This window comes from Amycolatopsis sp. La24 (assembly GCF_029087445.1).
Lineage (GTDB): Bacteria > Actinomycetota > Actinomycetes > Mycobacteriales > Pseudonocardiaceae > Amycolatopsis > Amycolatopsis nivea.
In genome coordinates this window covers 1-16,762 of the sequence record NZ_JARACH010000105.1, presented here as the reverse complement: position 1 = coordinate 16,762, position 16,762 = coordinate 1, and the positions used below count along the sequence as shown (strand labels likewise).

Below are 16,762 nucleotides of genomic sequence, written 5' to 3'. Positions count from 1 at the left end.
CCGTCGCACCAGAACTCATAACCAGCGATCACACCAGCCCCGGCCAGCACAAGCCACACCGCCACGCCGGACACCCAACACCACAAACAAGATCAACTTAAGCTACGTGGCATTGGGTTAGAACCGGGGTCAACACTCACGAGAACCTGCTCAGGGCACAACTCGACAGCACGGTGTTTGTGTGAAGCTTTCGCTGGTCAGCTCAGTCCGGCAGCAAGTCCGGCACCCGTCACTCCGCCGCCCAGCTTGCTGCTGGGCGGCTACCGTCTGCTGGCCTCCGGCGACGTCATGCCTCGGACTTTACCTTGCCGTGCTCAGGGAGTCGCGTGGGTTCTGCTGTTCCTTCCGTGTGGAGCGACCCGGTTCGGTCGTCACGGGGTTGTGGCGATCGCCGGGGCCGTGCGTTCGACGTGTGACAGACGGTGGAGAACCTGCGTCAGAATGGACTTGCTGCGGCGTCGCACGAGCGGTTTCCGCGCACTGACAATTCGCCGTGGCGGACAGGAGCGTCGGTCCGGGCAATGGGGTGTCGGTTGGGCGCGCGGGTTCAGTTGAGTCCGGCGTGAGCGGCGATGTCGTCGGCGAAGGACGTCACCCTGGTGTACATCCCGGGTTTGCCTGGCTTTCCGCAGCCGTCGCCGTAGGAGACGATTCCTACCACCGTGTCGCCGACTACCAGTGGGCCTCCGGAATCTCCTTTGCAGGCGTCGATGCCGCCGTTCGGGTAGCCGGCGCACAGCATGCTTGTCGCGGAGTATTCCGGGTACGCGGTGTGGCAGAAGGAGTCGTCGGCCACGGGGACGGTGGCTTGGCGCAGATAGTCCGACCGGTCGCCGCCGTCGGCGGTTCGGCCCCAGCCCAGGACGGTGGCGTTGGTTCCGGCGGGGTAGCGGCTCGGATCGCGGGCCAGGTCGGCGGGGCGGTAGGGGAGCGAGCCTCGGACGGTCAGGACGGCGATGTCCGAACCTTGTTGCGGGGTACGGAAATCCGGGTGTTGCCAGGCGGCGGACACGGCGCGGACGACCCCGTCTTGGGTGCGTTTGTCTTCCCGGCCGGCGACCACGCGAAGTTCGCCGGTTGGGACGGTGGCGGCGCAGTGCGCGGCGGTCGCGACCGCGGTGCGGCTGACGATGACGCCGCCGCAGAACTGGGTTCCGTGACTGTCCACTAAGTACACTGCGTACGGATGTTGTGCCAGGGAAGCTTTTTCTCCCCCGATGACGCTCGGGACGGCCCCGGCGGCGGATGTGCTCAGGCTGATGACGGACAGGACGACGGCGACGATGAATGCGAATCGGCGTGGCATGGCGGACCCCCTCGGCTGCGGCAGCGCACGAAGACCACTTTAACCGGCGGTTGAGGGGAAAACCGTCGCTGAACCGGGTGGAAACCGCGGGAGCCCGGATCCGGACTCCCGCGGCGGCTGAGGGGGATTGCTTCCCGAACACGGCTCGGGCAAAGGGATTGCGGACGGCGCGTGGAGAGAAGGCTTGCGGAGAGACGGGAACAGGGTGAAGAACGGCTCAGGGAAACCGAATTCGGAGACGCGGCTCGCCTGGAGAGAGGGAAGCAGGGGGCTCGGAGTGAAACCTGGCGACGCCGGGGTCGTTGGCGAGGAACTGCCCAGGAGCGGAGTGCTCGATCGAGGGCCTGAGGGGAAGCCTGGTCGGAGCCGTCGGCGCGGACCCGGTCTGAAGTCCCCGGCAACCCGCGATCAATTCGGCAGAACGGAAGTGTGGACGGGGGCCACCGGCGCGGGTCCAGCCTCAGACTCCGCATCGGCACCCTCAAGAACCTCGGCAGACCACCGGACGCGCGGGCGGGAGTCGCTTGCCTCGGACTCGGCACCTGTGCCCCGCGAACCTCGGCAGAGCGGACCTGCGAACGGGAGCCGCCAGCGCAGGGCCAGCCTGGATTCCGCACTGGTGCCCCGCGAACCTCACCAGAGTTGACCTGCGAATGGGAGTCGCCAGCGCAGGCCAGCCTGGATTCCACATTGGTGCCCAAGAAACCTCGGCAGGCAGGACGGGAAGGAGTCACTGGTGCGGAGCCAGCCCAGATTCCGCACCGGCACCCCAGGACCTCGGCAGAACGGAAGCGCGAACGGGAGCCACCGGTGCGGAGTCAGCCCCAGACCCCGCACCGGCACCCCCAGGACTCAGCAGAGCGGAGCCACCGGCTTGTCCGAGCCGGTTTTCACATACGTGTCCGAGATGTAGTGCCCAGGCCCGATCCGGTCCCAGATCTTGCTCGTCCCGAATTTCCCGGTCACCGAGTCGCCGTTGACGTAGCATTCGATGTTCACCTTGGCGTAGTTCGCCGCCAGGCCCTTCACCGACGAGGTCGTGTGCGCGCCCGACCGGACGTTCACCGGGTCGCCTGCCGTTTGCACCAAACCCGTTGCCGCGGCGGAGCCCGTCCACAGGTAGGTGACCTTCACGTTTCCGTTGTCGCCCAGGCCGACTCCCGAGCTGAAGGTGCCGTCGGCCAGGTCGATGCCCGCGGGGTTGCCCACTTTGTACCCGAGATCGTCGCGGCCGCCGTTGTAGCCGTTGTGGTAGGCGGCGTAGGCCTCGGGCTGGCCTTGCGGCAGGTCCTTGTACTCCGCGCGCACCGAGGGCGGGTTCCAGTAGTCGTCCTTGGTGTTCCACGGGCCGACGTCCCAGACCGGCGCGTATTCGCAGCGGCTGTTGTCCGTCTTGCACACTCGCACGGTGTAGTTGCCGGTTCCCTTGGGCGACAAGGCTTTTCCGGACGGCAGCGCGACGAAGTGGTCGTTGCTCGCGATGACGTGGCCGTTCGCGGTGGTGTGGCCGGTGAGGCCTTCGCGGGTGGCGTAGATCGTGTAGGTCAGCGGGGTGGACGCGGCGATGGCGTTCGCTTGCGGGGACAGCGAACCGGTCAGGTCGACCTCGCGCACGGTCGGGCGGGCGGCGGTGGTGCTGGACAGCGTGATCCTGGTCTGCACAACGCTCACCGCCCGCGGGAGTGCGGTGCCGGCGGGGGTCCATTCGGTCCAGTCGTCGGCGCCGGAGCGGCCGCGGACGTCGACGTCGACCGTGGTGCCCTGCGGGGCGTCCGCGGAGATCTCTGCGGCTACCCGGTTCACCGGCGCGGGCAGGCGTCGTTCGGCGGAGAGCAGGTAGCCCTCGCTGCCCGCGGCCCGGTCGGCGGGTCTCCACGCGGCGTCTCGCAGCGTGAGCGTGCTGCTGGCCGCCGCGACGTTGACGTCGTCACTGTCCACTGAGGACAGATCGGCTCGCCAGGCGGCGGCTTCGGCGGCGCTCACCGGCGTCGCTACTGCGGTGACCGCCCCCGCGGCGAGCAGTGCGGCGACCGTGCGCCGGACCGTCACATTCCCGACCACGACGGATCTCCCTTCACTCGTCCGAATCGAACTGCCGGAGTGTCGGCGGGATCCGTACACGATCCATACAACGATCTCGCCCGGTCGTGTACCGGACGCGGGAGGTTGACAGCGGTGAGTCACAGATATAGCTTTGCGAACAAAGTTAATTTAACAGCAAAGGAAGTGTGGGATGACCATCCTGGTGACGGGGGCGCGCGGGAATGTCGGGAGCGAGGTCGTCCGGGCGCTTCGCGAGGGCGGGCACGAGGTGCGCGGCTCGGCACGTGACGCGGCCGCCCTGGATCTGCCGGACGCGGTGTCGGTGGATCTCACGGCGGAGGGCGGATTCGAGGACGCGCTGCGCGGCGTGGACGCGATCTTCCTGTATCCGGCGCGACCGAACGGTGGTGCGGATTTCCTTGCCGCGGCGCGAAAAGCCGGAGTCTCGTACGTCGTACTGCTGTCGTCGCCGGACGTCTACGAGGGCGCGGCGGACAACCCGATCCGGCGGGGGCATTTGCCCGCGGAGACGGCGGTGGCGGAGTCCGGATTGCCGTTCACGGTGCTGTACCCGGGCTGGCTGATGGGCAACACCCGGCGCGACTGGGGTGCGGCGATCCGGGCCGGGGGACCGGCGCGGCTCTTCTCTCCGGAGTCGCAGTTCACGCCGACGGCCGAGGCGGACGTGGCCGCGGTGGCTGCGAAGCTGCTCACGGAGCGTAGCTATCCGGGCAGGATACTCACGGTAACTGGGCCGGAATCGATGACGCAGCGTGCGATCGTGCAGACCCTGGCGGAGGAATTGGGTCGCCCGATCGAAGTGGTGCCCGAAACGCGGAGCGAGGCGCTGGCGCGGCGTCCGGAGTGGATGCCCGAGGCGGTCCTGGAGCACCTGATGGACGTGGAGGAGGCAGCTGTGGGCCGTCGTGCGCCGGTGAACAACACGGTGGAACGGTTCGCGCGACGGGTGACGTCATTCCGCGAGTGGGCGCGGGCGCACAAGGACGACTTCGCGCCGGAGCGATAAGAAGTCCACTGTGGACAGAAGCTACGCGCGCTTCCAGGAAACGCAGGCAGGTCGTGTCTGGGATTCGCACAGTTCCCGCACGGCGCGCAGCACTTCCTCGGCGGAAACCTCGCTCCCGGACGGCTGCGGGAAGTGCGCTCCCTGCAGGCTGTAGTAGTCGACCGGCTCCTCGCCAGTACCGTCCGCGGGCAGGAAAGTCTCGCCGTTTTCGTGCCACGCCAGGCTTCCTCGCGCACCGCGCACACCGGCGACCAGGTACGGCGTCCGCGGCTTCCGGCCCGCGTACAGCCACCAGACGACCCCGGCGTCCGGCACGGGCGGTTCGGCGGAGCGCAGGGCGGACAGCAAGTCGTCGACAGTCGTCTCGGTGACGTCGTACCCGGTCCGGCGACGGGCGTCTTCGATGCTCGCCATGGTGCGCTCCGCTCGTGAAGTGTCCTGATACTACTCGGTGCCGATCGGCGAGCGACTTGTGGAATGGCCGGCGCGCAGACGGGCCGCGCGCAGCGTCAGATAGCGCTGTTCAGCGGTGTTTCCGGTACGGGCGGCGGCCGCGGTGTAGTGCCGGACGGCTTCCTCCCGTTCGCCGGCCAGCTCCAGCAGGTGGGCGCGGGCGGCGGCGAGGCGGTGGTGGTCAGGGAGCCGGTCGTCGAGTCCGGCGAGCATGGTCAGCCCGGCGTCCGGTCCCTGCACCATCGCAGTCGCGATCGCGCGGTTGAGCGTTACGACCGGATTGCCGGTCAGGGCCTCGAGCCGCGTGTACAGCGTGAGCACGCGCGGCCAATCGGTGTCTTCGGCCCGCAACGCGATGTCGTGCGTCGCGGCGATCGCGGCCTGGAGGCGGTATTCGCCGATGCCGTCGCGGGTCAGCGCGGCGGTGATCAGCGCGACGCCTTCCCGGATCAGCGAACGGTCCCACCGCGACCGGTCCTGGTCGGCGAGCGGGATGAGGTCGCCGTCCGGTCCGGTGCGGGCCGGCCGGCGGGCGTCGGTGAGCAGCATCAGGGCGAGCAAACCGGCCGCTTCGCCGTCGTCCGGCAGCGCGGCGTGCAGCAGCCGCGCCAGCCGGATCGCCTCGGCGGACAGTTCGGTGCGGTGCAGACGGCGGCCGCCGCTGCTCGTGTAGCCCTCGTTGAACACGAGGTACAGCACGTGCAGCACGGACCGCAGCCGCACCTGCCGCTCGTCCGCGGCGGGCATCCGGAACGGCAGCCCGGACTTCTTGATTTTCGCCTTCGCCCGGCTGATCCGTTGCGCCATCGTGGTTTCCGGCACGAGGAACGCGCTGGCGATCTCCGCGGTCGTCAGGCCGCCGACCGCTCGCAACGTCAGCGCGATCGCCGACGCCGACGTCAGTGACGGGTGCGCGCACAGGAACAACAGCGTCAGCGTGTCGTCCCGATCTGGCACTTCGGCGCCTGGCGGCTCAGCGGCGACGGTGTCCTCGCGCCGCCGCCGAGCCTGGTCGCTGCGGAAGATGTCGATGATCCGGCGGCTGGCGGTCTGCAGCAGCCAGCCGCGCGGATTCTCCGGAATCCCCTCGACAGGCCAGTGCTGCACCGCGGCGAGCAGGGCTTCCTGCGTCGCGTCCTCGGCCGCGCCGAAATCGCCGGACCGGCGCGCGAGGACGGCGAGGACCTGGGGCGCGAGCGTGCGCACCAGGTCCTCGACCTCGGCCCGCGGCATCACACCTCCGGTGCGCTCATGACCTGGCGCACCTCGATCGGCACCCGCAGCGGCGCGCCTTCGGGACCGGGCGCGGCCGAGACCCGGGTCGCGATCTCCAGCGCCCGTGCCTCCGACTCGACGTCCACCACCCGGTACCCGGCCAGCAGTTCCTTGCCCTCCGGGAACGGCCCGTCGGTGACGACCGCGCCGCCCTTGCCGTCCGCGACCACGGTCTTCGCCGCTTCCGGCCCGGCCAGACCCTCCGCCTCGACGAGCTCCCCGGCCTCGGTCAGCTCGGCGTTCAGCACGTGCTGGAACTGGATGTGCGCGCGGATGTCCTCCGGTGCCCATTCCGGCAGCGGCGCGTCGCAGTCTTCGCCCTGGGCGTAGGTCTGCAGCAGCATGTACTTCGGCATAACGTTTCCTCCAGGTTCCGGCTCGCCGCTTCCGGGCGGGCTCATCAAGGGAACGGAACCCGCGCGCCGTCCTCGACACGTATCGCGTCATCTTGCCGGGAAATTCGGCGAGCGGGGACAGAACGGGTGGCGTGAGTCTCAGTGTCCGGGACGTCCGAACGGCCTAGCAGGTAGGTTGCGGGAAGCAACTCACCTGGAGGGACCCGTGAGCACGACGACCTTCGCCGCGGTGTCGGCGGTCAAGCAGCGTTCGGACACCGAGTTCAGCGTCGACCTCAGCCCGGCGTGGACCATCGGCGGCCGCCCGAACGGCGGATACCTGCTGGCGACCATCGCGCGCGCGGCGACCGTCGTTTCCGGGCATCCGGACGTGCTCGCCGCCAGCGCGCACTACCTGCGCTCGCCCGAACCGGGGCCGGCGGAGATCGAGGTCGAGGTGCTGCGCACCGGCCGGTCGGCGACCCAATTGCGCGGACGGCTGCTCAAGGACGGCGTGCCGCAGGTCGAGGCCCTGCTGACGCTGGGCGTCCTCGGCGCGGCCGAACCGTTCTGGCAGGACGGCGTGCCGCAGCCGGAGTTCGGGCCGTTCCCGGAGGAGCCGTGGGGCCCGGACGTGCTGTCGTCCGGCATCCCGATCGCCATCCGCGACGAGATCGACGTGTACTTCGACCGCCCGCTCGCCGACGGGCCTAGCGGCCGCGGCGAACTGCGCGCCCTGCTGGCACTCCCCGGCGACGAGCCGTTCGACCCGGTCAGCCTGCTGTTCGCGGTCGACGCCCTGCCTCCGGCGACCCTCGACGTCGCGCCGTCCGGCTGGGTGCCGACGCTCGAACTGACCGCCTACGTGCGGGCGCATCCGGCGCCCGGCCCGGTGCGCGTGCTGCACCGCGCTCACCTGATCGGCGACGGGCGGGTCGACGAGTCCTGCCACGTCTGGGACAGCGCCGGGACGCTGGTCGCGCAGGGCACGCAACTGGCCGGGATCCGGATCGGCTGAGTTCCTGAGCTACTGCCCCGGGTACGGCGGCTGCTGCTGCGGGTAGCCGGGGTACGGACCGGGGGCGGGCGGCAGCGAGCTGGAGAACGTCGGCGCGGCCGCTGGCGAGTTCATCGACATCAGCAGGTTTTCGACGGTCCTGCGGCGTGCGCCCGCGACGACCGCGACGGCCATGATCTCGAGCGCGAGGCCGAGCACGAACCAGAACAGGTGATAGCTGGTCAGCGCCTCGAGGTCGTTCTCGTAGCACCAGGTGGTCGCCTCCCCGTTGCGAGAAACCTCGCAGTACCAATGGGGTTTGGCGATCAGCACCATGATCAGCCCGACACCGATGCTCGCCAGCCCGGCGACCATGAAGAAGACCTGCAGAATCCGCGCGAAGATCGACATGCGCGGAGCGTAGCGACTCGGTGCCCGCCGGGTCAGCGGGTTCCGGCAAGTGCCCCCGTGGTGACCAACCGGTACCCGGTGCGCCCGGAGAACTCCGCGGTGAGCGCGAACCGGTCGCCGCGCACCAGCGTGTGCCGCCACTCGATCCGTTTGCCCGCGCTGGTGCCGAGGCGTCCGATGGAGAACGCGCCGACGGTTTCGCCGCAGCCGAGCAGGGTGCGTTCGGCCCGGGTCGGCACGACGGCGCGGATCTGCTCCTCGCCGTGGTCGAGCCGGACGCCGGTGCGGCGGTGGAGTTCGCCGTACAGGCTGGTGTGCTGGAAATCCGCTTCCAGCAGCGGCCGAGCGAGGTCGGCGGGCAGCCACACCCGGTCGACGGCCAGCGGGTCGTTTCCGGCCAGCCGCACGCGTTCCAGGTACAGCAGGGGAGTGGAGCCCTCCAGCGACAGCCGTTCGGCGACCACCGCGTCCGCGCGGATGTCGAGCCGGCGCACGACGCTGTGCTGGTCGAGCCCGGCCTCCTCGACCGCGGCGAAGAGGCTGTAGAGCGCGCCGAGCGGCTGCTGGATCTCCGCGGCCGCGGCGACGCGGGGCTGGCGTCCGCGTTCGGCGATGAGCGTGCCGTCCGCGCGCAGTTCCCGCAGCGCCTGCCGGACGGTCTGCCTGCTGACGCTGTATTCGTCGGCGAGCGCGAGCTCCCCGGGGAACGCGCTGTCGAACTCCCCGGCGCGGATGCGCACCAGCAGTCGCTGCTGCAACTGCCGCCACAGCGGCTGTCCGCCGGTGCGGACCAGCTCTGCCTCGCCCATGCCGGGAACACTACCGCTTGCCAAATGTACGGACAGCTCTTAGATTAAATGTACGTACATTACGGAGGAGGCCAGCAGTGCGCACAGGAGTGAACCGGTGACCGGCGCGACGCTCGGAGCGACGCGCGCGACGGTGCAGTGGCGGGCCAAGCTCGCCCGCCCGGTGCCGGGGCTCGCGGTCGCGCTGCTGGTCGCGGCGGTGGCGACGGCGGGCGGCAAGCTCGTTCCGGTGGTCGGCGGGCCGGTGCTCGCGATCCTGCTCGGCGCGGTCGCCGGCGCGGTCGTGCCGGGGCTGCGCGGCTGGCGGTTCAGCCCGGGCTACGCGATCGCGTCGCGGCCGGTGCTTCAGCTGTCGATCGTCGTGCTGGGCACGGGGCTCTCGATCCAGCAGGTCGTGCACGTCGGCGGGCAGTCGCTGCCGGTGATGCTCGGCACCCTGGCGGTCGCGCTCGGCGGTGCGTGGGTGCTCGGCAGGCTGCTCGGCGTCCGCGGGGACACGCAGACGCTGATCGGCGTCGGCACCGGCATCTGCGGTGCGTCGGCGATCGCGGCGACCAGCGCGGTGCTGAAGCCGAAGGAAGCCAACATCGCTTACGCGCTCGGCACGATCTTCACCTTCAATGTCGCCGCGGTCCTGCTGTTCCCGCCGCTCGGGCACGCGCTCGGGATGTCGCCGCACGCGTTCGGCCTGTGGGCCGGAACCGCGGTGAACGACACGTCTTCCGTGGTCGCGGCTTCCTACGCGTATGGCGGCGACGCCGGTTCGTACGGTCTCGTCGTGAAGCTCACCCGCACGCTCACGCTGATCCCGATCGTGCTGTTCCTCGCCGTGCTCGCCGCGCGCAAGCAGTCCGGCGGCCGGGTTTCCTTGCGCGCCATGCCCTGGCACCGGCTGGTGCCGCCGTTCCTGATCGGCTTCCTGGCCGCCGCGACGGTGGAAAGCGCGGGCTGGATCCCGGAATCGTGGCACGCGCCGCTGTCGACGCTCGGCACCTTCCTGATCACCATGGCGCTCGCCGGGATCGGCCTCGCGCTCAAGCCGTCTGACCTGCGCAAGGCGGGACACAAGCCGCTGCTGATGGGAGCCATCCTGTGGATCGCGGTCGCCGCGTCGAGCCTCGGGCTGCAGGCGCTGACCGGCGGGATGTGACGCGCTAGCGCACGCGCGGATTCCGCTTCCGCCGCCTGCGCTCGGTCAACGCGTCGAGGAGCCGGGGCAGACCTCGGCTCCGGCGCACGAACACCAAGGATTCGCCGCGCGGGACCGGTTCGGTCCCCGCGGCGTTTTCATCGCGCCGGAACCTGCGGAGCCCCGCGGCGAACTCGTCCGGGTCGCCGCCGACGTCCGGGTGGTGGGTGCGCACGAACTCGCGGTAGGCCGCCTTGTCGGCTTCGGACCACGCCCTCCGCTCGTCCACTGCCGTCCTTCCCCGGTTGAGGGTTCTGCTGGGCATTCCTGCCGGAAGTCGCGTCGAACTGCCAACCGGCGGTTCAACGATACAGTTCAAGCACATGATCGAACTCGACCTCTCCGAGCTTCGCGCCGTGACGGCCTACGCGGTGGCTTGTGCGGAACCCGCGCTGCCGATCTTCGAACAAGCCCGTCCCGACGATCGGCGTCCGCACGAGGCGATCGATGCCGCCCGGGCGTTTGCTCAGGGAGCCAAGCGCAGCAAGGCGATTCGCGACGGTGCGTGGGCGGCGCAACGGGCGTATCAGGAAGCCCGCGACGCCGGTCAGGCCGCGGCGAGCGAGGCTGCTCGGGCGGCGGTCGCCGCTGCCGGTGCGGCGTATCTGCATCCGCTCGCGAAGGCGACCCAGGTGTGGCACATCCTCGGCTCGGCTGGTCATGCGGCGTATGCCTGCGAATTGGCCGGGTTGACCGCGCAGCATCGGGCGGCTGATCCGGTGGTGGTGCGGGTGCTGTCGCGGTATCCGGCGGCTCCGGGCGGCCGGGGCCGGGCGGGGGAGCTGGTGCGCGAGCTGGATGCCTTGCTGCGCAAGGGTTAGCGAACTCGCTCCACCCGCCGCTCGTCCCAGACCGGTTCAGGAGTCTCGCGCACCACGCCGTCCGAGCCGAAGACCAGGTAGCGGTCGAACGAGCGCGCGAACCAGCGGTCGTGGGTGACCGCGAGCACCGTGCCCTCGTACGACTCCAGCCCGTCCTGCAGCGCCTCGGCCGATTCCAGGTCGAGGTTGTCGGTCGGCTCGTCCAGCAGCAGCGCGGTGGTGCCGGCCAGTTCCAGCAACAGGATCTGGAACCGCGCCTGCTGTCCGCCGGACAACCGGTCGAACGCCTGCTCGCCCTGGCGGTGCAGTTCGTACCGGCGCAGCGCCGCCATCGCCGCGCCGCGGTCGGCCGCGTGTTCCGTCCACAGCACGTCGACCAGCGTGCGGCCGGTGAGTTCCGGACGCGCGTGCGTCTGCGCGAAATGGCCGGGCACGACGCGGGCTCCGGTCTTCCATCCGCCGGTGTGCGCGACGTCGCCGCCCGCGAGCAGCCGCAGGAAATGCGACTTCCCGGAGCCGTTCGAACCGAGCACCGCGACGCGTTCGCCGAAGAAGATCTCCAGCGAGAACGGCTTCATCAGCCCCGTGAGTTCGAGGTTCTCGCAGGTCACCGCGCGCACGCCGGTGCGGCCGCCGCGCAGCCGCATCCGGATGTCCTGCGGCCGCGGCGGTTCCGGCGGGGGACCGGCCTCCTCGAACTTCCGCAGCCGGGTCTGCGCCGCCTTGTACCGCGACGCCATTTCGTCGCTGCGCGCGGCGTACTGCTTCATGTCCCGGACCAGCCGTTTGAGCTGGGCGTGCTTCTCGTCCCAGCGGCGGCGCAGTTCGTCGTAGCGGGCGAACCGTTCCTGCCGCGCCTCGTGATACGTCGCGAAACCGCCGCCGTGCACCCAGGCGTCCGCGCCGTCGCCGCCCGGCTCGACGCTCACGATCTTGTCCGCCGCTCGCGCGAGCAGTTCGCGGTCGTGCGACACGAACAGGACAGTCTTGCGGGTTTCCTTCAGCCGGGCTTCGAGCCAGCGTTTGCCGGGGACGTCGAGATAGTTGTCCGGCTCGTCCAGCAGCAGCACCTCGTCCGGCCCGCGCAGCAGTGCCTCCAGCACGAGGCGTTTCTGCTCGCCGCCGCTGAGCGTGCGCACGAGCCGCCAGCGCGCGCGGTCGAACGGCACGCCGAGCGCCTCGGTCGTGCACATGTCCCACATGGTCTCGAACTCGTATCCGCGGGCTTCTGCCCAGTCGCTGAGCGCCTGCGCGTACCGCATTTGCGCGGCCTCGTCGTCGACCTCCAGCAGCCGCTCCTCAGCCGCGTCGACCGCGAGCGCGGCGTCGCGAACCCGTTGCGGGGCAACCGAAACCAGCAGATCGCGCACCGTGCGTTCGTCGCGCACCGATCCGACGAACTGCGCCATCACGCCCAGCCCGCCGGACACCGTGACCGAGCCCTCGTCCGGCTTCAGCTCTCCCGACAGCATGCGCAGCAGCGTGGTCTTGCCCGCGCCGTTGGGGCCGACCAGCGCGACGACCGCGCCCTCGCCGACCCGGAACGAGACGTCGCCGAGCAGCGGACGCCCGTCGGGCAGCACGTAGCGCAGATGCGCGGCCTCCAAATGCCCCATGTCCGCGCACTCTACCCAGGCGGCCGCGAATCGCCGCACGGTTTTTCGGCTGTCCACAGAGGACACAAAAGCGGCGGCGCCGGCCGGAATCGGCACCGCCGCTTTCGGGATCGCCTTATGCCTTGCGCTGCATGCTCTCCCGGGCCGGGTTCGCCTGCTCGGCCGCCTTCGGGTCCTTCTCGTCCTGCTTCGCGCGCACGCCGGACTCGACGCGGTCGCCGAGGTCCTTGTCCACGTTGTGCCAGTACTCGAAGGCCCGCTTCAGCACCGGTTCGGTCACCCCGTTGAGCAGGTGCCCGACGATGTTGTCGACCAGCCGCTCGCGCTCGGCGTCGTTCAGCACCTCGCGCACGAGCGTGCCCGGCTGGGTCCAGTCGTCGTCCTCGGCGTGGTCGACGTAGGCCGAGCGGACCATCTCGCCGTCGGCGTGCCAGCCGGCGGGCGTGCCGTAGCGTTCGGTGTCCGCGCGCGGGCCGCCCTTGGAGTTCGGCGCGTACACCGGGTCGGAGACCTTCGTGTAGCGCATCGCGCCGTCCTTGCTGTAGCTGTGCACCGGCGCGTGCGGGGCGTTCACCGGAAGCTGCTTGTAGTTCGCGCCGATCCGGTACCGGTGTGCGTCGGCGTAGGCGAACAGCCTGCCCAGCAGCATCCGGTCCGGGCTCGGGCCGATGCCGGGCACCATGTTGTTCGGCTCGAACGCGGCCTGCTCGATCTCGGCGTGGTGGTCGGTCGGGTTGCGGTTCAGAGTCATCCGCCCGACCTCGATCAGCGGGTAGTCGCCATGCGGCCACACCTTCGTCAGGTCGAACGGGTTGAACCGGTAGGTCTTCGCGTCCTCGAACGGCATGACCTGCACGTGCAGGGTCCAGCTCGGGTAGTCGCCGCGCGCGATGGCCTCGAACAGGTCGCGGGTGTGGTAGTCGGTGTCCGCCGCCGCCATCTGGTCGGCCTCGTGCTGGGTGAAGTGCTCGACGCCCTGGTCGGTCTTGAAGTGGTACTTGACCCAGAACTTCTCGCCCGCGGCGTTGACCCACATGTAGGTGTGCGAGCTGTAGCCGTTCATGTGCCGCCACGTGCGCGGGATCCCCCGGTCGCCCATCAGCCAGGTGACCTGGTGCGCCGATTCGGGGGACAGCGTCCAGAAGTCCCACTGCATGTCGTGGTCGCGCAGGTTGCTGTCCGCACGGCGTTTCTGCGACCGGATGAAGTGCTGGAACTTCAGCGGGTCCTTGATGAAGAACACCGGGGTGTTGTTGCCGACGAGGTCGTAGTTGCCCTCGGAGGTGTAGAACTTCAGCGCGAACCCGCGCGGGTCGCGCCAGGTGTCCGGGCTGCCGCGTTCGCCGGCCACCGTGGAGAACCGGGCGGCCATCTCGGTTTTCGTGCCCGGCTGGAACACCGCCGCCTTGGTGAAGCGGCTGACGTCGTTCGTCACCTCGAAGTGCCCGAACGCGCCGCTGCCCTTCGCGTGCGGCTGCCGCTCCGGCACCCGTTCCCGGTTGAACTGCGCCATCTGCTCGATCAGGTAATGGTCCTGCAGCAGGATCGGGCCGCCCGGGCCGACGGTGAGCGAATGCTCGTCGCTCTCGGCCGGGATCCCGGAGTCCGTGGTGGTCGCCGGGGGTTTCGGTTCTTCGGTCATCTCGCGAGCTCCTCGTGGTGGTCGGAAACGCCGGAGCAGTCCGGGCACAGACCCCAGAAGACGATCTCGGCCTCGTCGACGGCGAACCCGCGCCGGTCGTGCGGCGTGAGGCAGGGGGCCTCGCCGCGGACGCAGTCGACGTCCTCGGCCCGGCCGCAGCGGCGGCACACCACGTGGTGGTGGTTGTCGCCGGTCCGCCGTTCGAACCGCGCCGGATGCCCGGACAGCTCGATCCGGCGGACGAGACCCGCGTCGCCGCACGCGGCGAGCACGTCGTAGACCGCCTGGATCGACACGCTGCCCAGGCTTTCGCGCACGCCCGCGGCGATCGCCTCGACCGTCGCGTGCGGATGCTCGCCGAGCCAGCCGAGCACGGCTTGCCGCGGTTTGGTGACGCGCAGGCCCGCCGCTCGCAGCGTCGCCGCCGAGTCCGGCATCGGAGTCCTCCCCGGGATCTGGAACCGCTCCAGTTCGGCCGGTTACCCGGTCTCCGTGCCGCTCACACCTGGGTGTCACCCACCGGTCGGACGAGTTCGGCGAGATGCGCGCGAAGGACGGCGACGCACTCCTCCGGCGAGGTGAGTCCCGGCTGCAGCACGGCCCGGAACGCGAGCCCGTCCAGCAGTGCGGCCAGCCGGGGCGCCTCGACTTCCGGGTCCTTCGGCTCGAAGCGGCCGCTCCGGACCTGGGCGTCGAGGATGCGGCGGGCCAGCGTCACGGTGCCCTGGACCGCTTCCCGGGCCAGGTCGTCCAGCCCCGGGTCGGCGCGCGCGGCCATCAGGAATTCGACCAGCACGGTCACCTCGGTGCGCCGTCGTTCGTCCAGCGGCAGCAGTTCGGACAGGAACTCGGCGAGTTGGTCGACGGCCTCGTCCGGCGGCAGCTCCGACAGCGAACCGATCTTCTCGCGGCGTTCGACGAGCCGCGCGGTCGTCCGGTCGATGGTGGTGCGCATCGCGAACCGCATCAGCGCGTGCTGGCTGTCGAAGTAATGCCGCACCGAACCGATGTTCAGGCCCGATTCCGCCGCCACCGCGCGCAGCGAGACCGCGTGCAGCCCGTCCTTCGCGGCCAGCCGCAGCACCGCGTCGGCGATGTGCGCGCGCCGCTCTTCCCCGTCCACCACTCTAGGCACTGGACTTTTATATCACAGCCGTGATAGAAACGGTTTGTATCACAGGTGTGACAGAAAGGGGTGCGCTGTGGAGACGGTGCTGAACATCCTGCTGATCCGGTTCGGCATCATCGCCGGGATCGTCGTGGTCGTCGGGCTGGGCGCGTTCGCGCTGATCGTTTCGCTGCGGCGGCGCGGCAAGGGGGAGCGCGTGCGCGAAGGCGCGGCGGTGCTGGCGAAATCCGCGGCCAGGGCGATGGACCGGCGCGGGGCGCGGGGAGTGCGCGGGCGGGTCGGCGGCGAGGTCGTGCGCCACGCCGCGCGGTGGCTGGACGAGGACCCGGGCCGGAAGCGGTCCGGCCGGTGAACGCGGTGCTGCTCGCCGACGGGGACGAGATGCTGCAGCACCTCGTGCACGATCTGTTCGTGAAGGGGCTGATCGTGCTGGGGGCGGTGCTGGTGGCGGTCGTCGGGATCGTGGTGATCTGGAAGAAAGCGGGGCGCTGAGGCGGGGCTACGCGCCAGTCGGCGGGAGGAACGCGCTCGGTACGCGACGCGTGGCGGTGCCCGCCGGGTCCGGGATTTCGGCACGATGGAGTCTTCCCCTGGAAGACGGAGGCCGTCGATGAGTTATCCGTTCGATCCCGAAATCGCCGCCGCGGTCCCGATGCTGCCCGAGGTCGACCTTCACGACATCGCTGCCGCGCGGGCGGGCATGGCCGAGCTGATCGCCACGATGCAGGGCGACTTCGACGAAACCGGAGTAAGCACGCGCGACGAGTCCGTGCCCGGTCCCGAAGGCGACATCCCGATCCGCGTGTACACGCCCGATCGCGTCGCGACGAAGGCGCTGGTGTTCGACATCCACGGCGGCGGTTTCGCGCTGGGCGACCTGGAAGTCGACCACGCGGCCAACCTCGAACTGGCCAGGGACCTCGGCGTCGTGATCGTGTCGGTCGAGTACCGGCTCGCGCCGGAGAATCCGTACCCGGCCGGGCTGGAGGACTGCTACGCGGCGCTCGAATGGTCGGTCAAGCACGCGGACGAACTGGGCATCGACCCGGAAAAGGTGGTGCTGTACGGCGTGAGCGCGGGCGGCGGACTGGCCGCGGCGCTCGCCCTGCTGGCCCGCGACCGCGGCGGCCCGGCGATCGCGTTCCAGTTCCTCGCCGTGCCCGAACTGGACGACCGCCTCGAGACCGGCAGCATGCGCCGGTTCGCGGACACGCCGATCTGGCACCGCGGAGCCGCCGAGACGAGCTGGGACTACTACCTCGGCGAAGCGGTCAAGCGCGGCGGTTCGGACGTCCCGATTTATGCGGCGCCTGCCCGGGCGACGGATCTTTCGGGGTTGCCGCCCGCGTACGTGTCGGTGATGGAGTTCGACCCGCTGCGCGACGAGGGAATCGCTTACGCGCAAAGCCTTTTGGCGGCTGGGGTGCCTACGGAACTGCACTTGTTCCCGGGGACATTCCACGGTTCCGGGGTGATCCAGCACGCGACGGTGAGCCGCCGGGAGACTGCGGAGCGACGGGCGGTGCTGGCCCGGGTGCTGGGGGTCGAGGAGGGTTGAGGCCGGGGTTCTCGTGAGTGTCGATGCCGGTTCTAACCCAATGCCACGTAGCTTAAGTTGATCTTGTTTGTGGTGTTGGGTGTCCGGCGTGGCGGTGTGGCTTGTGCTGGCCGGGGCTGGTGTGATCGCTGGTTATGAGTTCTGGTGCGAC

At 70.0% G+C, this 16,762-nt stretch carries 19 protein-coding genes; 7 read left to right on the top strand and 12 right to left on the bottom strand.

The window, feature by feature from the left end; all coding sequences use genetic code 11:
• Positions 1 to 547 precede the first annotated feature (547 nt).
• Both PUT80_RS44875 and PUT80_RS44870 read right to left on the bottom strand, forming a co-directional pair.
• Positions 548 to 1,306, bottom strand: coding sequence for a serine protease (locus PUT80_RS44875; protein ID WP_275295777.1), 759 nt, complete (start codon positions 1,304 to 1,306; stop codon positions 548 to 550).
• An 852-nt stretch (positions 1,307 to 2,158) separates the two neighbouring features.
• Positions 2,159 to 3,367: a hypothetical protein gene (locus tag PUT80_RS44870; RefSeq protein WP_275295776.1), complete on the bottom strand. Its 1,209-nt coding sequence runs from the start codon at positions 3,365 to 3,367 to the stop codon at positions 2,159 to 2,161.
• Between the two features lie 172 nt (positions 3,368 to 3,539).
• On the opposite strand from PUT80_RS44870, the gene PUT80_RS44865 reads away from it, so the two are divergent.
• Positions 3,540 to 4,376, top strand: coding sequence for an NAD(P)H-binding protein (locus PUT80_RS44865; protein ID WP_275295775.1), 837 nt, complete (start codon positions 3,540 to 3,542; stop codon positions 4,374 to 4,376).
• A gap of 21 nt (positions 4,377 to 4,397) precedes the next feature.
• Here PUT80_RS44865 and PUT80_RS44860 read toward each other — a convergent pair whose 3' ends face one another.
• The 3 genes from PUT80_RS44860 to PUT80_RS44850 are packed head-to-tail and all read right to left on the bottom strand — an operon-like array spanning position 4,398 to position 6,460.
• Complete coding sequence (locus PUT80_RS44860; RefSeq protein ID WP_275295774.1) at positions 4,398 to 4,790, bottom strand: Imm1 family immunity protein; 393 nt, start codon at positions 4,788 to 4,790, stop codon at positions 4,398 to 4,400.
• A 30-nt stretch (positions 4,791 to 4,820) separates the two neighbouring features.
• Positions 4,821 to 6,062: a sigma-70 family RNA polymerase sigma factor gene (locus tag PUT80_RS44855; protein WP_275295773.1), complete on the bottom strand. Its 1,242-nt coding sequence runs from the start codon at positions 6,060 to 6,062 to the stop codon at positions 4,821 to 4,823.
• A complete protein-coding gene (locus tag PUT80_RS44850; protein WP_037818662.1) occupies positions 6,062 to 6,460 on the bottom strand; it encodes a YciI family protein in 399 nt (132 codons plus the stop codon). Before PUT80_RS44850 ends, PUT80_RS44855 begins: the two co-directional genes overlap by 1 nt.
• 205 nt (positions 6,461 to 6,665) lie before the next feature.
• Between PUT80_RS44850 and PUT80_RS44845 the strand changes: the two genes are divergently transcribed.
• Positions 6,666 to 7,457 (top strand): thioesterase family protein, encoded by a 792-nt coding sequence (locus tag PUT80_RS44845; RefSeq protein ID WP_037818663.1) that lies wholly within the window; start codon positions 6,666 to 6,668, stop codon positions 7,455 to 7,457.
• Between the two features lie 9 nt (positions 7,458 to 7,466).
• Here the strand turns inward: PUT80_RS44845 and PUT80_RS44840 are convergent, their stop codons facing one another.
• Together PUT80_RS44840 and PUT80_RS44835 are read right to left on the bottom strand one after the other, a co-directional pair.
• A complete protein-coding gene (locus PUT80_RS44840) occupies positions 7,467 to 7,847 on the bottom strand; it encodes a hypothetical protein (protein ID WP_037818664.1) in 381 nt (126 codons plus the stop codon).
• Between the two features lie 32 nt (positions 7,848 to 7,879).
• Positions 7,880 to 8,656 (bottom strand): GntR family transcriptional regulator, encoded by a 777-nt coding sequence (locus tag PUT80_RS44835; protein WP_051729615.1) that lies wholly within the window; start codon positions 8,654 to 8,656, stop codon positions 7,880 to 7,882.
• Positions 8,657 to 8,753: 97 nt separating this feature from the next.
• Here PUT80_RS44835 and PUT80_RS44830 point away from each other — a divergent pair, with 97 nt between their 5' ends.
• On the top strand, positions 8,754 to 9,806 hold the full coding sequence (locus PUT80_RS44830; protein ID WP_078870726.1) for a putative sulfate exporter family transporter: 1,053 nt from the start codon (positions 8,754 to 8,756) through the stop codon (positions 9,804 to 9,806).
• A gap of 4 nt (positions 9,807 to 9,810) precedes the next feature.
• On the opposite strand, the gene PUT80_RS44825 is transcribed toward PUT80_RS44830, so the two are convergent.
• On the bottom strand, positions 9,811 to 10,074 hold the full coding sequence (locus PUT80_RS44825) for a hypothetical protein (protein ID WP_037818666.1): 264 nt from the start codon (positions 10,072 to 10,074) through the stop codon (positions 9,811 to 9,813).
• Positions 10,075 to 10,168: 94 nt separating this feature from the next.
• Here PUT80_RS44825 and PUT80_RS44820 point away from each other — a divergent pair, with 94 nt between their 5' ends.
• Complete coding sequence (locus PUT80_RS44820; RefSeq protein ID WP_275295772.1) at positions 10,169 to 10,666, top strand: putative immunity protein; 498 nt, start codon at positions 10,169 to 10,171, stop codon at positions 10,664 to 10,666.
• On the opposite strand, the gene PUT80_RS44815 is transcribed toward PUT80_RS44820, so the two are convergent.
• The 4 genes from PUT80_RS44815 to PUT80_RS44800 form a co-directional block, all read right to left on the bottom strand.
• The gene (locus PUT80_RS44815) at positions 10,663 to 12,282 is read right to left on the bottom strand and encodes an ATP-binding cassette domain-containing protein (RefSeq protein WP_037818725.1); all 1,620 of its coding nucleotides are present in this window, start codon (positions 12,280 to 12,282) and stop codon (positions 10,663 to 10,665) included. The two genes, PUT80_RS44820 and PUT80_RS44815, sit on opposite strands and share 4 nt — an antisense overlap.
• Positions 12,283 to 12,397: 115 nt before the next feature.
• Positions 12,398 to 13,924 carry a catalase gene (locus PUT80_RS44810; RefSeq protein WP_037818670.1) on the bottom strand — a complete coding sequence of 509 codons (1,527 nt, stop codon included), beginning with the start codon at positions 13,922 to 13,924 and terminating at the stop codon, positions 12,398 to 12,400.
• Positions 13,921 to 14,361: a Fur family transcriptional regulator gene (locus PUT80_RS44805; RefSeq protein ID WP_037818672.1), complete on the bottom strand. Its 441-nt coding sequence runs from the start codon at positions 14,359 to 14,361 to the stop codon at positions 13,921 to 13,923. The genes PUT80_RS44810 and PUT80_RS44805 overlap by 4 nt, the downstream gene beginning before the upstream one ends.
• 62 nt (positions 14,362 to 14,423) lie before the next feature.
• Positions 14,424 to 15,059 (bottom strand): TetR family transcriptional regulator C-terminal domain-containing protein, encoded by a 636-nt coding sequence (locus PUT80_RS44800; RefSeq protein WP_275295771.1) that lies wholly within the window; start codon positions 15,057 to 15,059, stop codon positions 14,424 to 14,426.
• A gap of 67 nt (positions 15,060 to 15,126) precedes the next feature.
• On the opposite strand from PUT80_RS44800, the gene PUT80_RS44795 reads away from it, so the two are divergent.
• From PUT80_RS44795 to PUT80_RS44785, 3 genes are all read left to right on the top strand, one after another.
• The gene (locus PUT80_RS44795; RefSeq protein ID WP_043833512.1) at positions 15,127 to 15,405 is read left to right on the top strand and encodes a hypothetical protein; all 279 of its coding nucleotides are present in this window, start codon (positions 15,127 to 15,129) and stop codon (positions 15,403 to 15,405) included.
• On the top strand, positions 15,402 to 15,545 hold the full coding sequence (locus PUT80_RS44790; protein ID WP_275295770.1) for a hypothetical protein: 144 nt from the start codon (positions 15,402 to 15,404) through the stop codon (positions 15,543 to 15,545). Before PUT80_RS44795 ends, PUT80_RS44790 begins: the two co-directional genes overlap by 4 nt.
• A gap of 118 nt (positions 15,546 to 15,663) precedes the next feature.
• The gene (locus PUT80_RS44785) at positions 15,664 to 16,611 is read left to right on the top strand and encodes an alpha/beta hydrolase (RefSeq protein WP_037818677.1); all 948 of its coding nucleotides are present in this window, start codon (positions 15,664 to 15,666) and stop codon (positions 16,609 to 16,611) included.
• Positions 16,612 to 16,762 lie beyond the last annotated feature (151 nt).